Raw genomic sequence first — 18,694 nt, forward strand, 5'->3', positions numbered from 1 at the left:
TTAAACAATGAAAAAAGTAATTTTAAGTGTAGCTGTAATAGCAGCATTAGGTTTAACAAGTTGTAAAAACGAAACCAAAAAAGAAACAGAAACCACAACTACTGAAATGTCTAAAGATATGGCAATGACAGACCTGTCTTTTGGTGTAAGAGGAAATTGCGGAATGTGTAAAAACACTATCGAAAAAGCAGCTAACGGTGTTGAAGGTGTGGCAAGTGCCAATTGGGACGTTGATAAAAAGAAGATTGATGTGTCATTTGATGATTCAAAAACGGATGCAATGGCAATCCATAAAGCAATCGCAGCTTCAGGTTATGATACCGAAAAAGTAGCTGGTGATGAAGAGGCATTTAACAGTCTTCCATCTTGCTGTCAATATAAACACGATATGATAATGAATAAATCTGGTGAGGAAAAAAGTGATGACCATTCAAACCACGACCATTAGATCAATAATGAAAGAGTCTTTTTCGGAAGGCTCTTTTTTATTCCATACAAGTCAGAACCTAGTTTTTTTGCTTGCTTCGATTTGAGTCTGTTGAAAGCTCAAAATCCTTTGTGTTATTACGCGAGCAATACATAGTTGGTTTTATGTTATAATACTTGTATCCAACGCTATAATAGCACATTGCTTGTTTTATTTAAAAGTATCTATATAAATAAATTAGTACAATAAAAAAGCAAAGGGCTATTGCTAATGCTTAAAACCTCTATTCCGCAACAAAACTGACCCAAAGCTAAGTTGTATAATAGAAGCAATAGCTTCACTTCTCTCATTTTTTTAGACGTCTATCTTACCTCAAGTTTTTGTTTGCTTCATTTCGTTAACTTTCATTTTATAAAAAATAATAAGGTATGATAACAAAAACAATAGAAGTACAAGAAATTACAGTAGATGAATTAGCAGATAGAGTAGCAGATAAGCTTTTAATAAAAATAAAACATTATTTAAATGATTTGCATACTAATGGAAATGAAGCGTATTTAACAAGACAAGAAACGGCAGATTTTTTAAAAATTAGTTTAGTTTCACTTTGGAATTGGACAAACAAAGGTATTATAAAGAGTTACGCTATTGGTAATAAACGCTATTACAATAAACAGGAAATATTAGCTATACTCAGAAAATAACAATAATTATACAGGCAGTAATAGCGAAATTATACAGTTATTTTTCTGCAAATTTTCTGCAAATAAAAAAACCAACATTTACAAAAGCTTTGTAAAGTATTGGTTTTATTAGTGACCTCGACAGGATTCAAACCTGTAACCTCTTGAGCCGTAATCAAGTGCGCTATTCAGTTGCGCCACGAGGCCTTTTTTTTGTGGGTGCAAATATATTACTTTTTTATAATAACATCAAAACTTTTTGATGAATTAATTTAATTTAATGCGTTTTTTGTAACAAATACCTTCCATCCAAAAATTGCCAACTGTATTTTAGTGGCTTTGCTGAGGTCTAATTTTTGTTTCGTGTAACTTGGTAGTACCAGCTTATTGAACTTTGCCAAAAGCTTGAATCCTGCTTTTTTCATAATTGAAATTTAAATTCAAAATTATTGCTTTAGTAATTGATAGCCAAATAGTCCTTAAATATTTAAAAATAGTAAAACCTATTCTAGACTAAGTTTTACATTTTTTTGGTTTAAAGTATAATCGATGTTATAATATCGATTACTAATTGGGCGATTGTTAGCATAATTTTAAGTTTAAGGGTTAATAATAGCAATACTTTTCAGGATTGTTTTTTGAAGATATATTTTTTAGATATTATTCTCCAAGCAAAAAAGGATATATCTATACATTTGACTTTACTTATTAAAGTAAAAAGATCTAATCTATTTCAATATTTTATTAACTGTCTTAATTAAAGTTTTAATTTGTAGTTATAAAGTTGTTTTATAGTTTCTATTTGATAGCTGTGTAGGGCTTTTTTCAATAGTATATTTTTTTTCTAGGGGATTTTGTTATGTTTTTAAATCAAAAAAGAGGTTTTGATTATTTTTGATTATTAAAAGGTTAATTAACTATTGTTTAAAAGGTCAGCTAATAATATCTGCTATCTTTGCAAAAAAATAATTGGATGAAAAAAATTACTTTACTTTTTATTATACTTATTTCGGCAATAGGGTATTCTCAATCTGTTGTTATTAACGAGCTAGACTCTGATACACCAGGGATTGATGATCAAGAATTTATAGAGCTGCTATCAAGTACTCCTAACTTTTCTTTAGATGGATATGTCGTTGTGCTGTTTAATGGTTCTTCATCTGGTGCTGATTCTAGTTATTTTGCTTTGGATTTAGATGGTTATACGACAGATGTTAATGGTTTGTTGTTAATTGGTAGTACAGGTGTTTCTCCTTTTCCTCAATTAATTATACCTGCTAACCTTATTCAAAACGGAGCAGATGCAGCTGCTATATATTTAGGTGATGACACTGATTTTCCGGAAGGGACTTTAGCAACACAGACTAATTTAGTAGATGCATTAGTTTATGATACTACGGATTCTGATGATACAGGTTTAATGGCATTGCTTGGTGTGACAGAGCAGATTAATGAGGGTTCTGGAAATAATACAAATTCAATTCAGCGTTTTGATGACGGTTTGGGCAATCCAGATAGTATAACTTATGTGTCTACAGTACCAACACCAAGAGCATTAAATGATGGAAGCGGTATTATATTAAACGGTGTGTTAGCATCTGTAACGCAAACGCAAGTTGGCGAAGGAGTTGCTTTTGATATTACTTTTACTACAGAGCAAAATGTGGATTCTGATTTAACTATTGATTTTACTTTAAATAATGGAGGTTTTAATACATCTGATTTTTCAGGAAGTACATCTGTGGTTGTGCCATTAGGGCAAAATACTATTTCTACAACTATCACATTAATAGACGATGTTTTAGATGAAGGTGATGAGGTTTTAAAAATTGTGATTTCTAGTTTGCCTACGGTTTATATTGCGCTTAACAATAACTTAGAAGTGAGAGTTGTGGATAATGATTTTGTTGTTGCTCCATTTGGAACCCCTTTAAACCCAACTTATGGTATTGTGGCTAGTACGCAACCTGCTGGTTATTATGATAGTTTAGATGGCTTATCTGGAGTTGCTTTACAGCAAGCTATGCAAGACATCGTTGCAGAAGAAGGTGTGGTTAAAGCGCAAACCTATTCTGATATAATAGATATTTTAGAAGCAGCAGATCAAAATCCTGCAAATAGTAATCAGGTTTGGCTAGTGTACTCTGAGATTGGTCGTCCAAAGTTAGACTATCAGACAACATCTAATAATACAGGTACTTGGAATAGAGAACATACTTTTCCAAGGTCATTAGCAGGTTACAATAGTATTGATTTAGATGATTTTAGAGACGGTAAAGATGTGTTTTGGAATACCACAGCAGATTCCTTACGTCATGGTAATAGTGATGGACACGCATTGCGTGCTGCAGATGGACCAGAAAACAGTTCTAGAGGAAATCAACACTACGGAGAATACAATGGACCTACAGGTACAGCAGGAAGCTTTAAAGGTGATGTTGCTAGAAGTGTTTTGTATATGCAAATCCGTTATAATGGATTAAGTGTTGTAAACGGTTATCCTAGCGTATCAGGTCAAATGGGTGATTTAGCGACGCTTTTAGATTGGCATAGAAACGATCCGCCAGATGATTTTGAAATGAACAGAAACAATGTGGTTTATGAATGGCAGGTAAATAGAAACCCTTTTATTGATCAACCTGATTTGGTTGAATATATTTGGGGAAATCAAGTTGGTAACACATGGAATCAGTCATTAAGTGTTGCTGATTTTACGACAGAAACCTTAAAACTATATCCAAATCCCGTAACAGATAAATTATTTATTTCAGGAGAAAATCAAATGTATGATTTGTCAATTTTTTCTTCGGAAGGAAGAGCTGTTTTATCACAAACGGTTATTAATAATAGCTATATTGATTTAAAACTAGCAAGCGGTTTATATATGGTTGTAATTGAAACTGAAGATAAACGTATTACAAAAAAAATAATTGTAGAATAGTATTTATACTAGATAATAAAAAGCCCAAACATATTGTTTGGGCTTTTTTATTAGTAGATTTATTTGGTAACTTATTTTGAATTTATTTATAATTCTCCTGTACCATCTAAAGTTGTTTCTATTGGACTTATTCCTTTATGATACTGATAACTCGTTTTAGTTTTATTTCCTTTTTTGTCATTTGTTGAGATTTTAATTTTGATAATTTTATCCTTACTATTGCTTTTTATAGTTGAGAATTAGTTTTACAAAAGTGTTTTCCGCTACAGCGAAAAAATTAAGTCCTAATTCTTTTTGAAGATTTCAAAATGTATCTTCGCAAAAATTATATTATTATGAGTGTAGCATATCTTATTTTAGGTTTTGTATTATTAGTAGTGGGAGGAGAGTTTTTGGTGCGATCATCTGTAGCCTTGTCCTTTAAGCTAAATATTTCTAAAATTGTAATTGGTATGACAGTTGTGTCTTTTGCGACATCTGCGCCAGAATTATTGGTTAGTTTGCAAGCAGCTTTAAGTGGGTCGCCTGCAATTGCAATTAATAATGTGGTGGGTTCCAATATAGCAAACATAGGTTTAGTGCTTGGTATAACAGCAATTGTAGGTGCAATCGCAATAGATAAGTCTTTTTATAAATTGACTTGGCCAGTTATGATGTTGTTTTCTATGGCGTTATATTATTTTTTATGGAATGATAACCAATTAGTTGCTATGGAAGGTTTAGTGCTTTTTATTGGATTAATTGTTTTTATAGTCTATTTGATTAAAACACAAAAATCTACGGATGATTTAGAGGAAGTGGATGATGCTTTAGCTGTGGTGTCTAACTTTAAAATTGGTATCTGGTTATTTATTGGTGCAGCAGCTTTGTATTTTGGTAGTGAATGGTTAGTTAAAGGTGCTACACAAATAGCTACAAGTTTAGGTGTTAGTGAAGCTGTAATTGGTGTAACTATGATTGCAATTGGTACAAGTGTGCCTGAGTTAGCAGCATCGGTTATTGCAGCAGCTAAAAAGGAAAAAGCAATATCATTAGGGAATCTGATTGGATCAAATATCTTTAATATTGGGTCTGTGCTGGGTTTAACATCTATGATAAAGACAATTCCTGTAACAGAATCTTTAATATTGTCTAGAGATATATTTTGGATGTTAATTTTTGCAGCTTTAGTGTTGGTGCTAGGTTTGTTGCCTAAGCAGCATGAAATTGGAAAAATTAAAGGTTTTGGCTTAGTATTGATTTATGCAGTTTTTATAATATTAGTTTTTAGAGGGTAATTTAGTTTATCGTTTATATATAAAAAAACGCTTTCTAGTTATAGAAAGCGTTTTTTAATGGATTTAACTATGTAATCAATATTAACTAATATTAGCAGATTTTACAGTTTTAATAATACGACCTGCTATTTTGTATGGATCACCATTTGATGCTGGACGACGGTCTTCTAACCAACCTTTCCATCCTTTCTCTACAGTGATAATTGGTATACGTATAGATGCACCTCTATCAGACACACCATAACTAAAGTCATGGATTGATGCTGTTTCGTGATCTCCAGTTAAACGTTGGTCGTTAAACTCTCCGTAAACCGCAATGTGCTCTTTAACCACTGGTCTAAATGCTTCGCAAATTTTCTCGTAAGTTTCTTGGCTACCACATGTTCTTAAAACAGTGTTAGAGAAGTTAGCGTGCATACCAGAACCATTCCAATCCATATCTTTACCTAATGGTTTTGGATGGTATTCAATATAATAACCATATTGTTCAGTTAATCTGTCAAGCAAATATCTTGCAATCCAGATTTCGTCTCCTGCTTTTTTAGCACCTTTAGCAAATAATTGAAATTCCCATTGTCCAGAAGCAACCTCTTGGTTAATTCCTTCAAAGTTTAGGCCAGCATCGATACATAAGTCTGCATGCTCTTCAACTAAATCTCTACCATGTGTATGTCTTCCGCCAACAGAGCAGTAATACATACCTTGTGGTGCAGGATAACCACCAATAGGGAAACCTAAAGGTAATTGTGTTTTGTTATCCATGATAAAATATTCTTGCTCAAAACCAAACCAGAAATCTTCATCTTCATCTTCAATAGTAGCTCTACCATTAGATACATGTGGTGTGCCATCTGCATTTAAAACTTCTGTCATTACTAAATAACCATCTCTTCTTGCAGGATCTGGGTAAATTGCGACAGGTTTTAAAAGACAATCAGAAGCGCCTCCTGAAGCCTGTTTAGTAGATGAACCATCAAAAGACCAAATTGGGCAGTCTTCTAATTTTCCACTAAAGTCATTTTCAACTTTAGTTTTACTTCTCATGTTTTGTGTTGGAAAGTATCCATCTAACCAGATGTATTCTAATTTAGATTTTTTCATGGTAAAAACTCATTTTAGTTATATGTTAAGGCAAATATAGAATAAAATTGAATTCACCTCTAAAAAAATATGGGTGTAATTGATAATTTTATTAAAAGAATGTTAATAACCCTGTTTTTTTTAGGGTATGACATTTTACAAGTGTTATTTTTTGTAAATTCGTAATTCAACTAATTAAAAAAAGAATATGTCAACATTAAGATTTCATGCTATAAAAGAATCATTAAAACGACGTCCTGTTGTAATTGAAGAAAAACAACGACGCTCAGAAATTTTTGGAAGCAATGTTTTTAATGAGTCTACCATGCGTCAATATTTAACTAAAGAAGCTTTTGAAAGTGTTAGTGATGCTATTAAATTGGGAAAAAAATTGATAGAATAGTTGCAGATCATATTTCTACAGGAATGAAAGAATGGGCTATCTCTAAAGGAGCAACCCATTACACACACTGGTTTCAACCTTTAACAGGTGCAACAGCAGAAAAGCATGATGCTTTTTTTGAAACTATTGGAGGCGGATTAGCAATAGAGAAATTTGGAGGCGGACAATTAGTGCAACAAGAGCCTGATGCATCAAGTTTTCCTAATGGAGGAATAAGAAATACCTTTGAAGCTCGTGGTTATACAGCTTGGGACCCAACGTCTCCTGCTTTTATATATGGTACAACATTGTGTATTCCTACCGTTTTTGTGTCTTACACAGGAGAAGCCTTAGATTATAAAACGCCTTTGCTTAGAGCATTACAGGCTGTAGATAGCGCAGCTGTAGCTGTGTGTAAGTACTTTGATAAAAATGTTAAAAAAGTAAATGCCTCTTTAGGTTGGGAGCAAGAGTATTTTTTAATAGATCGTGATTTAGCAATGTCTAGACCAGATATAGTGCAAACAGGTCGTACTTTATTAGGACACTCTCCAGCTAAAGGACAACAGTTAGATGATCACTATTTTGGGACAATACCAAATCGTGCTATGGCTTTTATGAGAGATCTTGAAACGGAGTGCATGCTATTAGGAATTCCGGTAAAAACTAGACATAATGAGGTGGCACCTAATCAATTTGAATTAGCACCAATTTATGACGAAGCTAATTTGGCTGTAGACCATAATTCATTATTAATGGATGTGATGGATAAAATTTCAGACAGACATAATTTTAAAGTTCTATTTCATGAAAAACCGTTTGCAGGTGTAAATGGGTCAGGAAAACATAACAATTGGAGCTTAAGCACAGATACTGGAGTTAATTTATTAGGACCAGGAAAAACACCTATGAGTAATCTTCAGTTTTTAACCTTTTTTATAAATACTATTAAAGCGGTATATGATAATGAAGAGCTGCTGCGTGCTGCAATTGCATCTGCAAGTAATGATCATCGTTTAGGAGCTAATGAGGCACCTCCTGCTATTATATCTGTATTTATAGGAGATCAGTTAACTAAAACTTTAAATGAGTTAGAAAACGTAACGGATGGCAAATTATCTCCAGAGGAAAAAACAGATTTAAAACTTAATGTTGTTGGTAAAATACCTGATGTATTGCTAGATAATACTGATCGTAATAGGACGTCTCCTTTTGCCTTTACAGGAAATAAATTCGAGTTTAGAGCGGTTGGATCTACTGCTAATTGTGCTAACCCAATGACGGTTTTAAATAGTATTGTTGCAAAACAATTAATCGACTTTAAAAAAGAGGTGGATACCTTAATAGAGAAAAAGGATATGAAAAAAGATGATGCTATCTTTAATATATTAAGAGAGTACATCAAAAAATCTAAAAACATATTATTTGAAGGTAATGGGTATGGTGAAGCCTGGGAGAAGGAAGCAGAAAAAAGAGGCTTAAGTAACAATAAAACGACACCAGAAGCATTAAAGGCTAAAGTATCTAAAAAAACTTTAGAGCTGTTTGAAGGTTTAGGTGTCATGAATAAGATTGAATCTGAAGCGCGTTATGAAATTGAAATGGAAGAGTATGTGCTTCGTGTGCAAATTGAAAGTCGTGTTATAGGTGATATTGCTCGTAACCATGTTGTACCTACAGCTGTTAGATATCAAAATATACTAATTAAAAATGTAAAAGGGTTAAAAGAAATATATGGTGCAGATTTTAAAAAGTTAGCAAAAGAACAACTTAATTTAATTGAAGAAATTTCTGAACACATAGCTTCTATAAATTCTAACGTCACAAAAATGACAGAAGCTCGAAAGAAGTCTAATAAAGATGAAAACATAGAAACTAAAGCATTAGCTTACTGTAATAAAGTTAAACCATTATTTGATGATATTAGATACCATTGTGATAAACTTGAATTGTTAGTTGATGACGAGTTGTGGCCTTTAACAAAATATAGAGAGTTGTTGTTTACTAAATAAATGTATAAATATTTATAAAAAAAGTCTCAATATTTATTGAGGCTTTTTTTATGCTCCATAATTCTGTTAGTCCGAGAAAATTATGAGATTATCGAAAAGTTGCTTTAAATATGCTGATTTATATGGTATTATCATTTTTTGATACATATAATATATATCTTTGAGATGCTATTAATCAATATATATTCAAAATGAAAAAAATCATTCTATGCGCATCTGCGCTAATGTGTGGGTCAGTCATGCTCGCACAATCAAACGTTAGTGATGTCGATCAAACTGGTGTTTCTAACGATTCTGACGTATTCCAACAAGGAGCAAATAATGACTCTGACGTAGATCAATATGGATCTGTTCCAGGTAACCCAAACAGTGGTGAAGCAAACGATTCTGATGTATTTCAATTAGGAAATTTAAACAAGTCTAAAGTTAAGCAAGCAGGAGATAGAAACCTTGGTGATGTGTATCAAGAAGGAAACAGAAACAACGCTCGTATTGATCAAGGTACAAGTGCAGCAGAAGATAATATAGCTTACACAAACCAATTTGGTAACCGAAACAAATCAGTTCAAATCCAACGTTTTGACAATAACTTTGGAGATATTGATCAAGATGGAAACAGAAATGTAGGACGACAAAATCAAAATGCAGTACCTAATCAGTCGGCAGGAAATACAGCTTACTTGACCCAAGTAGGAAACAGAAACTTTTCTAACCAAAAACAAACAGGAGGAGATAACTTTAGTGATGTAGATCAAATTGGTAACAATAATGAATCTAGAGTTTTTCAGGTAGGGATTAATAATTCTTCTTTAGTTGATCAAATAGGTAATTTAAACGATTCTTATGTATCACAAGATGGAGATGATAATGTTGAAACGACAAGTCAAACAGGAAATAATAATATAGCCTCTACTATACAAGATGGTGATCTAAACGATTCTGCAACGTTGCAATTAGGTAACTCTAATAGTAGTATGGTAAGCCAAATTGGTCTTTCTCATTTAAGTGATGTTTATCAATCCGGTAATTTTAATGCAAGTACAGTTGATCAGGTTGGTAATACACATATTAGTGATGTAGATCAAATAGGTGATTCTAATATATCTATTGTTACTCAAAACGATTAATATTAAAAAGTATTATTTTAAAAAAAGAGGGTTCTTTAAAGAATCCTCTTTTTTTTATGTCTATAAATTTTTATTGATGTAATTAATGTAAGGTCTATATAAAATTCTTCAACATGTAATTTGAGTTATTTATTATCTTTAAATTTCTTTAAAATTATCTTAGGAAGACTACTTAGGTTAAGGTGTGCTGTCTTACTACGGTTTTTTGCTCTTTTTTTATACGTAGTTGTACGTATATTCAAGTGTATTAGGGGTTTAGGTGTTATTTTGAATCTAAAAATATTGTAGGAAAATTCTCTTTAAAACATGCGTTTTAACGTGTAAATCTCAATTATTAACGAATATATAGTTAAAAACGCATGTTTTTTTGGTTATCAAATTTTAGGAGTGAATAAATTCTTTATCTTTGAATTGCTATTAATCAATATATATTTAAACATGAAAAAAGTATTTTTCAGCGCAGCTGCGCTAATGTGTGGAACAATGATGTTTGCACAATCGAACAACAGTGATGTAGACCAAATTGGAAACAACAATGGTTCAACGGTTACACAAGCTGGAATGACAAATGATTCTGACGTTGATTCAGTTGGAGATAATAACGTATCTTCTGTAGATCAAGACGGAACTTCAAACACTTCACAAGTTTTACAAGACGCTACTTGGCAAGCAACAGCTAATGACAATGATAGTACTGTAGAGCAAGACGGAACTTCAAATGACTCATTTGTATGGCAAGATGGTGATGACCAAACGTCGACTGTAGATCAAGATGGAACTTCTAACTCATCTTACGTAGACCAATACGGTACAGGAAGTACTAGTGCTGTTACACAAAATGGAGACAATAATGAAGCTGATTTATTTCAAGGTTATTTAGGTACAAATCACAACAGTGCTGTAAATCAACAAGGAGACGACAACACATCTTATACTTTCCAAAATGGTGATGCTAATGGTTCTCAAGTTGACCAAATTGGAGATGGTAACGACTCTGATGTTAATCAAAATGGTGATTTAAATGTTTCTGATGTAGATCAAGATGGTGATGATAATACATCTGAAGTAGATCAAGATGGAACTGCAAATGATTCATTTGTATGGCAAGATGGTAATGATAATGATTCAGAGGTTATACAAGATGGAGTTGGAAACATGTCTTATGTTGACCAATGGGGAGATTCAAATATCTCATCAGTAGATCAAGATGGAGATGGTAATGACTCTGAAGTTGAACAATGGGGTAATTCTAACGATAGCTCAGTAGACCAAATAGGAGATACTAATACATCTGATGTATTTCAATTAGGAGATTCTAACATTGCACGTACTTACCAAGGTGGTACAGATAACTTAAGTACTATCGACTCTGATGGAAATGGTAACTTCGCTGATACAGCACAACAAGGAACTTTAAATGATTCTTCTGTAGATCAAATAGGAGATGATAATGATTCTGAAGTTGACCAACAAGGTAACTCTAACGTTGCACGTACTTACCAAGGTGGTTCTGATAATGATAGTACAATTTTCTCTCAAGGAGATGATAACTTTGCAGATACAGCACAACAAGGAACTTTCAATACTTCTAGTGTAGATCAAATTGGAAATGATAACTTCTCTGAAGTTGATCAACAAGGTAATTTTAATGGATCTGGAGTTTCTCAAACAGGAAATGATAACATGTCGGATACATTCCAATCGGGTGATGCAAACGGATCTACAACTATTCAAACAGGAAATACTAATGAGTCTTACGTTGACCAAATAGGGACTAATAACGCTTCTTTTGTATCTCAAGTTGGAGATTTAAATGATTCTGATGTTGACCAAAATGGAATGCTGAATAACAGTACTGTTATGCAAATGGGAGATAGTAATGCTTCAGTTGTTGCACAAGATGGTAGTAATAATGGTTCTTTAGTAATGCAATTAGGTGATTCAAATACTTCTAATGTGGATCAGGATGGTACTTTTAACACTAGTGGTGTTGCTCAAATAGGAACGCTACACTTATCAACTGTTACTCAAAATGGTAACAATAATACAAGTGGAGTTGCACAAGGTGGAACACAACACATAAGTGATGTTAACCAATTAGGTGATTTTAATACAAGTACAGTTATTCAAACTGGTAATACACACGTAAGTGATGTTGATCAAATTGGTAACAACAATTCGTCTACTGTAACTCAAATGGACTAATTAGTTGTCTTTTATAAAATAGATTATTTACTAAAATAATTATAAGGTATAAGAGCATTAATTTGCTCTTATACTTTTTATAACAGATTTATTTTATAACTTACATGTAGTAACACAGTTAAAACATAAGACTATGAAAACAATATTTAAAATTTTAATAGTTGCCTTAATTCTTATATCTAGTAATACTCTTACTGCTCAAACTTTTGAAGCTCAAGAAGAGAGTCAGTTGTCGGGTTTTGATACACAGGCGTCACAAGAAAACTTTTTACTTAATCAAAGTGCTTCAAACTTAAATTCAGCATCAACAAATAATGCAATCTTTATTGCTCAGATTGGAGATAATAATGAAGCGGTAAGTGTCACAAGATCTACACAAAGTAATATTAATATAATCCAAAACGGTAACGATAACCTTACTGTATTAGATATTAATAGTACTAAACTTGTTGAAACGGTAATACAAAATGGAGATAATAATACAGTTTTTGATTATAGTCCTTTTAAAACAGATATAAAAAACACAACGATTAATCAAACTGGGAATAACCAAAATTTGACCATGTTTGGATCAAATTCTTTATCAGAAAAAATTAAAATTTCTATGCAAGGACAAGACCAATCAATCATAATTAGAAATTTTTAAAAAATAAACCATTATGTTTTTATGTGAATTCAAAAAAACAATGGTATTAATTGTTGTCTTTTTTTATGCTATTAACGCTCACTCGCAATCGTATAACACGCAAGTTGAGGCAAAGCTGATAGTTACCCAAGACAATGATATTATTAATATAAAGGGCGTTGCTATTAATAAAATGCAATTGTCTAAAAGTATATCTTATAAATTATCTGTTTTTAAAACAGATAAAAATCAAAACAAATCTAAAAACGAGCAAAGCGGACAATTAGATTTAAATGCAGATCAACAAAAAGATTTGTCAACAACATCCATTAATTTTGATCAAGAGACAAAGGTGATAATTCTACTTTTAATTTTTGATTCAACAGATAATATTATTGGTATGGATAGAATCGTTTATAACGATAATGAAGACAATAATCTTAATGTTAAAAAAAATATTGCAGAAAAAATTGATGATATTAGTCTCAAAATTTCTGCGCAATTAGTAAACAATGAAGTTGAGGCTAAAATAGAAACAGCTCAACAAAATGACTTTACAACCATAAAAGCTACAGCTTTCAATAAAACCGAAATTACAAAAAGTTTAATCTTTAAATTAATGGTTTTTGATAAAGAAGAAAGTGTAGATAACCTTCTTGAAGACAAAAAGCAACGCTTTATTATATCTGCCAACCAAAAAATAGAACTTGCTGAGGCTTCATTTAATATTATTGGAGATCAGCCAGTTATTTGCGTCATGCTTATTTATGACTTAGATAATAATTTGATAGGTCAAGATAGAGTAGTTTACAATGATAAGTCAAATTTAGATATAGAAAATAAACAAAAATTATTAGATAAATTAAAAGAGGAACAGGCAAACTCTCAAGACGTCAATAAAGGTAAAAGAGATGGTTTAGAGTTAAAAGGAATCGTAGTTGAAGACACAAAAACAAAACCAGGTAGGGACTTTTACAAGTTATTTTATGCTTTATACACTCAAAATAATATTAACGGGAATAAAGTAGTGACAATCAAGGAGGTATTAGCATTAGGTAGAAACACGAAAATAGAGGTTATTGTTGGAGATGATGAGATTTTTTCGTTTTTTGTAAGACCTAGTCTTGAGTATTTAACTAAAATGAATGATTACGCGATAATTAACGTGTATAAACATTTTAAAAAACTTGAAAACGAATCTAAAACAATTAAACGCCATTAACTTTTTAGACATGAAAAAATTACTAATAATTTTAATTTTCTCGGCTAGCTACTTCTGTGTTGGTCAACAGTTATCTTATAAACCTATAAATCCAGCATTTGGAGGAGATACTTTCAACTATCAATGGTTATTAAGTTCAGCTAATGCTCAAAATTCCTTTACAGACCCAAAAGCAAACCAATCAGATGATGATAGCTCATTAGCAGCATTTTCAGAAAACCTTAACAGGCAAATATTAAGTCAGTTATCTAGATCTTTATTTCAAACCCAATTAGGAGAAGGTCTACAAGAAGGAAATTTTAGTTTTGGTAGTTTAGCATTAGAAGTATATGACTCTGCAGAAGGCTTAGTCATTAATATTTTAGATACAACTACTGGAGAGCAGACACAAATTATAGTCCCTAATTAACCACTTAATTATCTATCATGCTTAACTATAGATCTGCATTTGCAGTCATATTATTTTTATTATTAACCAGTTGTGGTGCTTTTTTTAACCAACCTTATAAGCAAGAACGAGCGAGGATTGGTGAAACCTCTCCAGTTGCGCAAAAGTTAAAAGAGTTTCCATTACCTCAAAATCCGGTTGTAGCTGGAGTATATAACTTTAAAGATCAAACAGGTCAGTACAAAGCTGTAGAAAATGGAAGTACTTTTAGTACAGCAGTCTCTCAAGGAGGTACAACGATGTTAAATAAGGCTTTAGAGGACTCTAAATGGTTTACAGTTATTGAAAGAGAAAACTTGGGTAATCTTTTAAACGAAAGAAATATAATTAGATCTACTCGAGACGAGTATAGGAAAAACCAAAACCCAAACGAGCCAAATATTGAACCATTATTATACGCAGGGATATTATTGGAAGGTGGTGTTATATCCTATGATACTAATATTCTAACAGGTGGTGCAGGAGCAAGATATTTAGGAGTAGGTACTTCTACACAATATAGACAAGATAGGATTACAGTGTATTTAAGAGCTGTATCTACGCAAACAGGACGCATTTTAAAAACAGTTTATATTTCAAAAACAATCTTATCTCAGGCAGTATCTGCAAATCTGTTTAAGTACGTTAAATTTCAAAGACTACTGGAGACTGAAATAGGTTTTACTAAAAATGAACCTGTCCAATTAGCCATGAAAGAGGCTATTGAAAAAGCGGTAGAGGCTTTGATTATTGAAGGAATAAAAGACGAATTATGGTTGCCAAGATTAAGTGAGGAAGCTACAGCTAAACTTGTAGAAGACTATGATGCTGAAAAAGATGAAGCTATAACTACAGAGTTATACGATCGTTTTTTAACAGAAAGAAGAGGCGATTACGCAATTACAGCAGCATTAGGAGGTACATTAATGAATGGTGATTTGGCTAATCCTCAGCTAGCTTTTAATGGTAAATTAGGATTTAAACGTAAATTAAATCCATATTTAGGATTAGATTTTTCTTTTAATAAATTTAATTTAGAAAATAAAGAAATGTTTAATGAAGGATTTATGTCCTTTGATTTAAATTTAGAATATAAAATCTTACCATTTGACAACCTAACACCTTACTTGTTTGGCGGTATTGGTACAAATGCTTTGGACTATTTTAACACCTTAGACCCTAAATTACAGGCAGGTTTAGGAATAGAGTATTTAGTAAAAGATAACATAGGAATATACGTGTTTGGAGAGCATAACTTAGTATTTTCCGATAAATTGGATGGTGTAGTGTCTGGATCCATTGACGATATGTTTTATCGTTTTGGGTTAGGTGTTAATATTTATTTATCTACACCAAATACTAAATTTAATCAACGTAAAGAGTTAGAGCGTCTTAAAAAGGCAGAATTTAGAGCCTTGAAAAAAGAAAATCGTAGACAAATGCAAGAAAAAAACAAGTTAGCACGTCCAATCAAAAAAGATAATTAATCTGTTAAATTTTAGTTTAACATTTAAAAAAGTGAAACAGATGAAAACATTTTCAAAATATATAAGTTTATTAGTCATAATCTTACTAGTCGTTGGTTGTAGTGAAGACAAAGTATCCTTTAGTGGTACTGGTTCAATAACAGGAAAAGTGGTTTCTAAAGGAGATAATGTACCACTAGAAAATACAAGAGTGTCAACAAACCCTAGTTCTAGTATCGTTTTTACAGATGCTTCTGGAGATTTTGTAATTAATAATGTTGCAATTGGCACTTATTCTGTACAAGCACAAAAAGATGGCTATTTATCAAAGTTTGAGTCAGCGACTGTTACTGAGGATAATAGTGTAAACGTGATTTTTGAGCTAGAAGTAGAAACCGCTAATAATGACGCGCCAAATGCACCAATTTTAGTGACACCTGCTAATAATGCGATTAATCAGACCTTAACTGTAGATCTAACTTGGGTTGGGACAGATCCTGAAGATGATGATTTAGTTTATCAAGTTCAGATATTAAACGACCAAAATTCAGATGTTTTAAATTATACAGACCTAGTAGATACCACATTGACGGTTACAGGATTAGACTACGGAATCAAATATTTTTGGCAAGTTTCTGCTTCAGACAATATTAATGATCCGGTTTTAAGTGAAACGTTTAACTTTAAAACCATTGAGTTTCCTACCAACAGAGTCTTTTTTACTAGAAAAATAAATGGTAATAATGTTATATTTTCTGCGGATTCTGATGGTAATGAGTACCAATTAACATCATCAGGTAGTAATAGTTGGAGGCCAAGAAAAGCAAGCAATATTGATAAGTTAGCATTTTTAAGATCAAATGGAGGTCAAACACAAATTTATACTATGGATCTTAACGGATCCAATGTGGCTCAGGTAACTAATAGTATTTCAGTTAATGGCTTTAATTTAGAAGAACTAGATTTTGAATGGAAAGATGATAATACAAAATTTGTATATCCAAATTTTGATAAGCTATATCAAATAAATGTAGATGGTTCAGGGTTAACTCAAATCCATCAGACATTAAACGCTAATTTTATAACAGAGGTTGATTGGAATCAATTTACACAACGTTTAGCGATTAAAACAAATAATGCTTCTGGTTATAACGTAGAGATTTACACGATAAATAATTCTGGTACAATCTTGGACTATGTATTACAAGGCGTTAATGGTGCTGCTGGAGGATTAGACTATTCTTTTGATGGAACAAAGTTATTATATACATATGATGTGTCTGGTAATCAAAATACAGATTACAGACAATTAAATAACCATATGTTTATTTATGAAATAGCGACTTCTGCTATTGATGATATATCATTAAATAAACCTGCTGGTACTAATGATTTAGATCCTAAATTTTCACCAAATGAAGCTCAGGTAATTTTTGTTAATACGTCAAATGATGGAATATCACAAAAAGACATAGTTGTAATTGATGTATTAACTACTAATGATAGAACCTTATTTTTAGAAAATGCAAAAATGCCAGATTGGAAGTAAATACTTACTTTACATCATTTTAAATAGAAAAGCACACATATTACTTGTGTGCTTTTTATTTATAAATATCTTTGTAGCCTAACACAACACAATGAGTTCCGAAATTTCTAAACGCTACAGCCAAAGAGGTGTATCTGCTTCAAAAGAAGATGTACACAACGCAATTAAAAATATTGATAAAGGTTTATTTCCTAAAGCTTTCTGTAAAATAGTGCCTGATTATTTAACCAACGATTCAGAGTATTGCTTAATTATGCATGCAGATGGAGCTGGCACAAAATCGTCTTTAGCCTATATGTATTGGAAAGAAACAGGTGATCTTTCGGTTTGGAAAGGTATTGCACAAGACGCATTAATCATGAATATTGATGATTTGTTATGTGTTGGTGCAACGGATAATATCATGCTGTCATCTACCATAGGAAGAAATAAAAACTTAATTCCAGGCGACGTTATTTCAGCAATAATAAATGGGACAGAAGAGCTAATAGAGGATTTAAAATCTTTTGGAGTAACCATCCATAGTACAGGAGGTGAGACTGCAGATGTTGGAGACTTAGTCCGAACTATTATAGTAGACTCTACCGTAACAGCAAGAATAAAACGAACTGATGTTATAGATAATGCTAATATTAAAGCAGGAGATGTCATAGTTGGTCTAGAAAGTTTTGGTCAAGCAACTTACGAGAAAAGTTATAATGGAGGTATGGGAAGTAATGGTCTGACCTCTGCTAGACATGATGTTTTTAGTAAGTATTTGGCAGATAAATATCCTGAAAGTTTTGACGCGTCTGTACCAGAAGATTTAGTTTACTCTGGTCAAGTAAAGCTGACAGATAAGGTTGAAGATTCTCCAATAGATGCAGGTCAATTAGTGCTTTCGCCAACTAGAACATATGCACCTATTATAAAAGAAATATTATCAAAATATAATAATAAAGAAGTGCATGGTATGGTGCATTGTAGTGGAGGAGCGCAAACAAAAATCCTTCATTTTATAGATAATCTTCACATTGTAAAGGATAATTTGTTTCCTGTACCACCATTGTTTAAATTAATTCAAGAACAATCTAAGACAGATTGGAAAGAGATGTACCAAGTGTTTAACTGTGGACATAGGATGGAGCTATACGTATCACCAGAAATTGCACAGTCTATTATCGAAATTTCAAAATCATATAATGTTAATGCTCAGGTGATTGGAAGGGTAGAGGCTTCAGATGCTAAAAAGCTTACAATAGAAAGTCAATACGGAACGTTTGTTTATTAAT

14 protein-coding genes, 1 tRNA gene and 1 pseudogene are annotated in these 18,694 nt (G+C 32.1%); 13 read left to right on the plus strand and 3 right to left on the minus strand.

Features of this window, described 5'->3' with window-relative positions; translation table 11 throughout:
* The first annotated feature begins 7 nt into the window (after positions 1 to 7).
* A complete protein-coding gene (locus AC0L3M_RS00220) occupies positions 8 to 448 on the plus strand; it encodes a heavy-metal-associated domain-containing protein (RefSeq protein ID WP_339876274.1) in 441 nt (146 codons plus the stop codon).
* 407 nt (positions 449 to 855) lie between these two features.
* Positions 856 to 1,131, plus strand: a complete 276-nt coding sequence (locus tag AC0L3M_RS00225; protein ID WP_191101293.1) for a helix-turn-helix domain-containing protein — start codon at positions 856 to 858, stop codon at positions 1,129 to 1,131.
* A 112-nt stretch (positions 1,132 to 1,243) separates the two neighbouring features.
* Here the strand turns inward: AC0L3M_RS00225 and AC0L3M_RS00230 are convergent.
* Positions 1,244 to 1,317: transfer RNA gene (locus tag AC0L3M_RS00230), tRNA-Arg, on the minus strand.
* Between the two features lie 65 nt (positions 1,318 to 1,382).
* Positions 1,383 to 1,535: an SsrA-binding protein gene (locus AC0L3M_RS00235; protein WP_473431402.1), complete on the minus strand. Its 153-nt coding sequence runs from the start codon at positions 1,533 to 1,535 to the stop codon at positions 1,383 to 1,385.
* A 548-nt stretch (positions 1,536 to 2,083) separates the two neighbouring features.
* Between AC0L3M_RS00235 and AC0L3M_RS00240 the strand changes: the two genes are divergently transcribed.
* Together AC0L3M_RS00240 and AC0L3M_RS00245 are read left to right on the plus strand one after the other, a co-directional pair.
* Positions 2,084 to 4,051 carry an endonuclease gene (locus AC0L3M_RS00240; RefSeq protein ID WP_473431403.1) on the plus strand — a complete coding sequence of 656 codons (1,968 nt, stop codon included), beginning with the start codon at positions 2,084 to 2,086 and terminating at the stop codon, positions 4,049 to 4,051.
* 335 nt (positions 4,052 to 4,386) lie between these two features.
* On the plus strand, positions 4,387 to 5,328 hold the full coding sequence (locus AC0L3M_RS00245; RefSeq protein ID WP_292943587.1) for a calcium/sodium antiporter: 942 nt from the start codon (positions 4,387 to 4,389) through the stop codon (positions 5,326 to 5,328).
* Positions 5,329 to 5,409: 81 nt separating this feature from the next.
* Here AC0L3M_RS00245 and AC0L3M_RS00250 read toward each other — a convergent pair whose 3' ends face one another.
* Positions 5,410 to 6,429: a glutamine synthetase beta-grasp domain-containing protein gene (locus AC0L3M_RS00250; RefSeq protein WP_145000548.1), complete on the minus strand. Its 1,020-nt coding sequence runs from the start codon at positions 6,427 to 6,429 to the stop codon at positions 5,410 to 5,412.
* A 187-nt stretch (positions 6,430 to 6,616) separates the two neighbouring features.
* Here AC0L3M_RS00250 and AC0L3M_RS00255 point away from each other — a divergent pair.
* The 9 genes and pseudogenes from AC0L3M_RS00255 (at position 6,617) to AC0L3M_RS00295 (ending at position 18,693) form a co-directional block, all read left to right on the plus strand.
* Positions 6,617 to 8,802, plus strand: a pseudogene (locus AC0L3M_RS00255) (glutamine synthetase III family protein).
* A 191-nt stretch (positions 8,803 to 8,993) separates the two neighbouring features.
* Positions 8,994 to 9,929, plus strand: coding sequence for a hypothetical protein (locus AC0L3M_RS00260; RefSeq protein ID WP_473431404.1), 936 nt, complete (start codon positions 8,994 to 8,996; stop codon positions 9,927 to 9,929).
* A 438-nt stretch (positions 9,930 to 10,367) separates the two neighbouring features.
* A complete protein-coding gene (locus AC0L3M_RS00265) occupies positions 10,368 to 12,134 on the plus strand; it encodes a beta strand repeat-containing protein (RefSeq protein ID WP_473431405.1) in 1,767 nt (588 codons plus the stop codon).
* A gap of 133 nt (positions 12,135 to 12,267) precedes the next feature.
* Positions 12,268 to 12,780, plus strand: a complete 513-nt coding sequence (locus tag AC0L3M_RS00270) for a hypothetical protein (protein ID WP_292943604.1) — start codon at positions 12,268 to 12,270, stop codon at positions 12,778 to 12,780.
* Positions 12,781 to 12,820: 40 nt separating this feature from the next.
* Positions 12,821 to 13,981, plus strand: coding sequence for a CsgE family curli-type amyloid fiber assembly protein (locus AC0L3M_RS00275; protein WP_473431406.1), 1,161 nt, complete (start codon positions 12,821 to 12,823; stop codon positions 13,979 to 13,981).
* Positions 13,982 to 13,991: 10 nt separating this feature from the next.
* On the plus strand, positions 13,992 to 14,390 hold the full coding sequence (locus tag AC0L3M_RS00280; RefSeq protein WP_145000536.1) for a curli production assembly/transport component CsgF: 399 nt from the start codon (positions 13,992 to 13,994) through the stop codon (positions 14,388 to 14,390).
* 17 nt (positions 14,391 to 14,407) lie between these two features.
* Complete coding sequence (locus tag AC0L3M_RS00285; protein ID WP_473431407.1) at positions 14,408 to 15,895, plus strand: CsgG/HfaB family protein; 1,488 nt, start codon at positions 14,408 to 14,410, stop codon at positions 15,893 to 15,895.
* 40 nt (positions 15,896 to 15,935) lie between these two features.
* The gene (locus AC0L3M_RS00290; RefSeq protein ID WP_473431408.1) at positions 15,936 to 17,423 is read left to right on the plus strand and encodes a carboxypeptidase regulatory-like domain-containing protein; all 1,488 of its coding nucleotides are present in this window, start codon (positions 15,936 to 15,938) and stop codon (positions 17,421 to 17,423) included.
* 91 nt (positions 17,424 to 17,514) lie between these two features.
* Positions 17,515 to 18,693, plus strand: a complete 1,179-nt coding sequence (locus AC0L3M_RS00295) for an AIR synthase related protein (RefSeq protein WP_342862704.1) — start codon at positions 17,515 to 17,517, stop codon at positions 18,691 to 18,693.
* Position 18,694: the final 1 nt, after the last annotated feature.

The organism is Olleya sp. KJ81-1, from assembly GCF_055808135.1.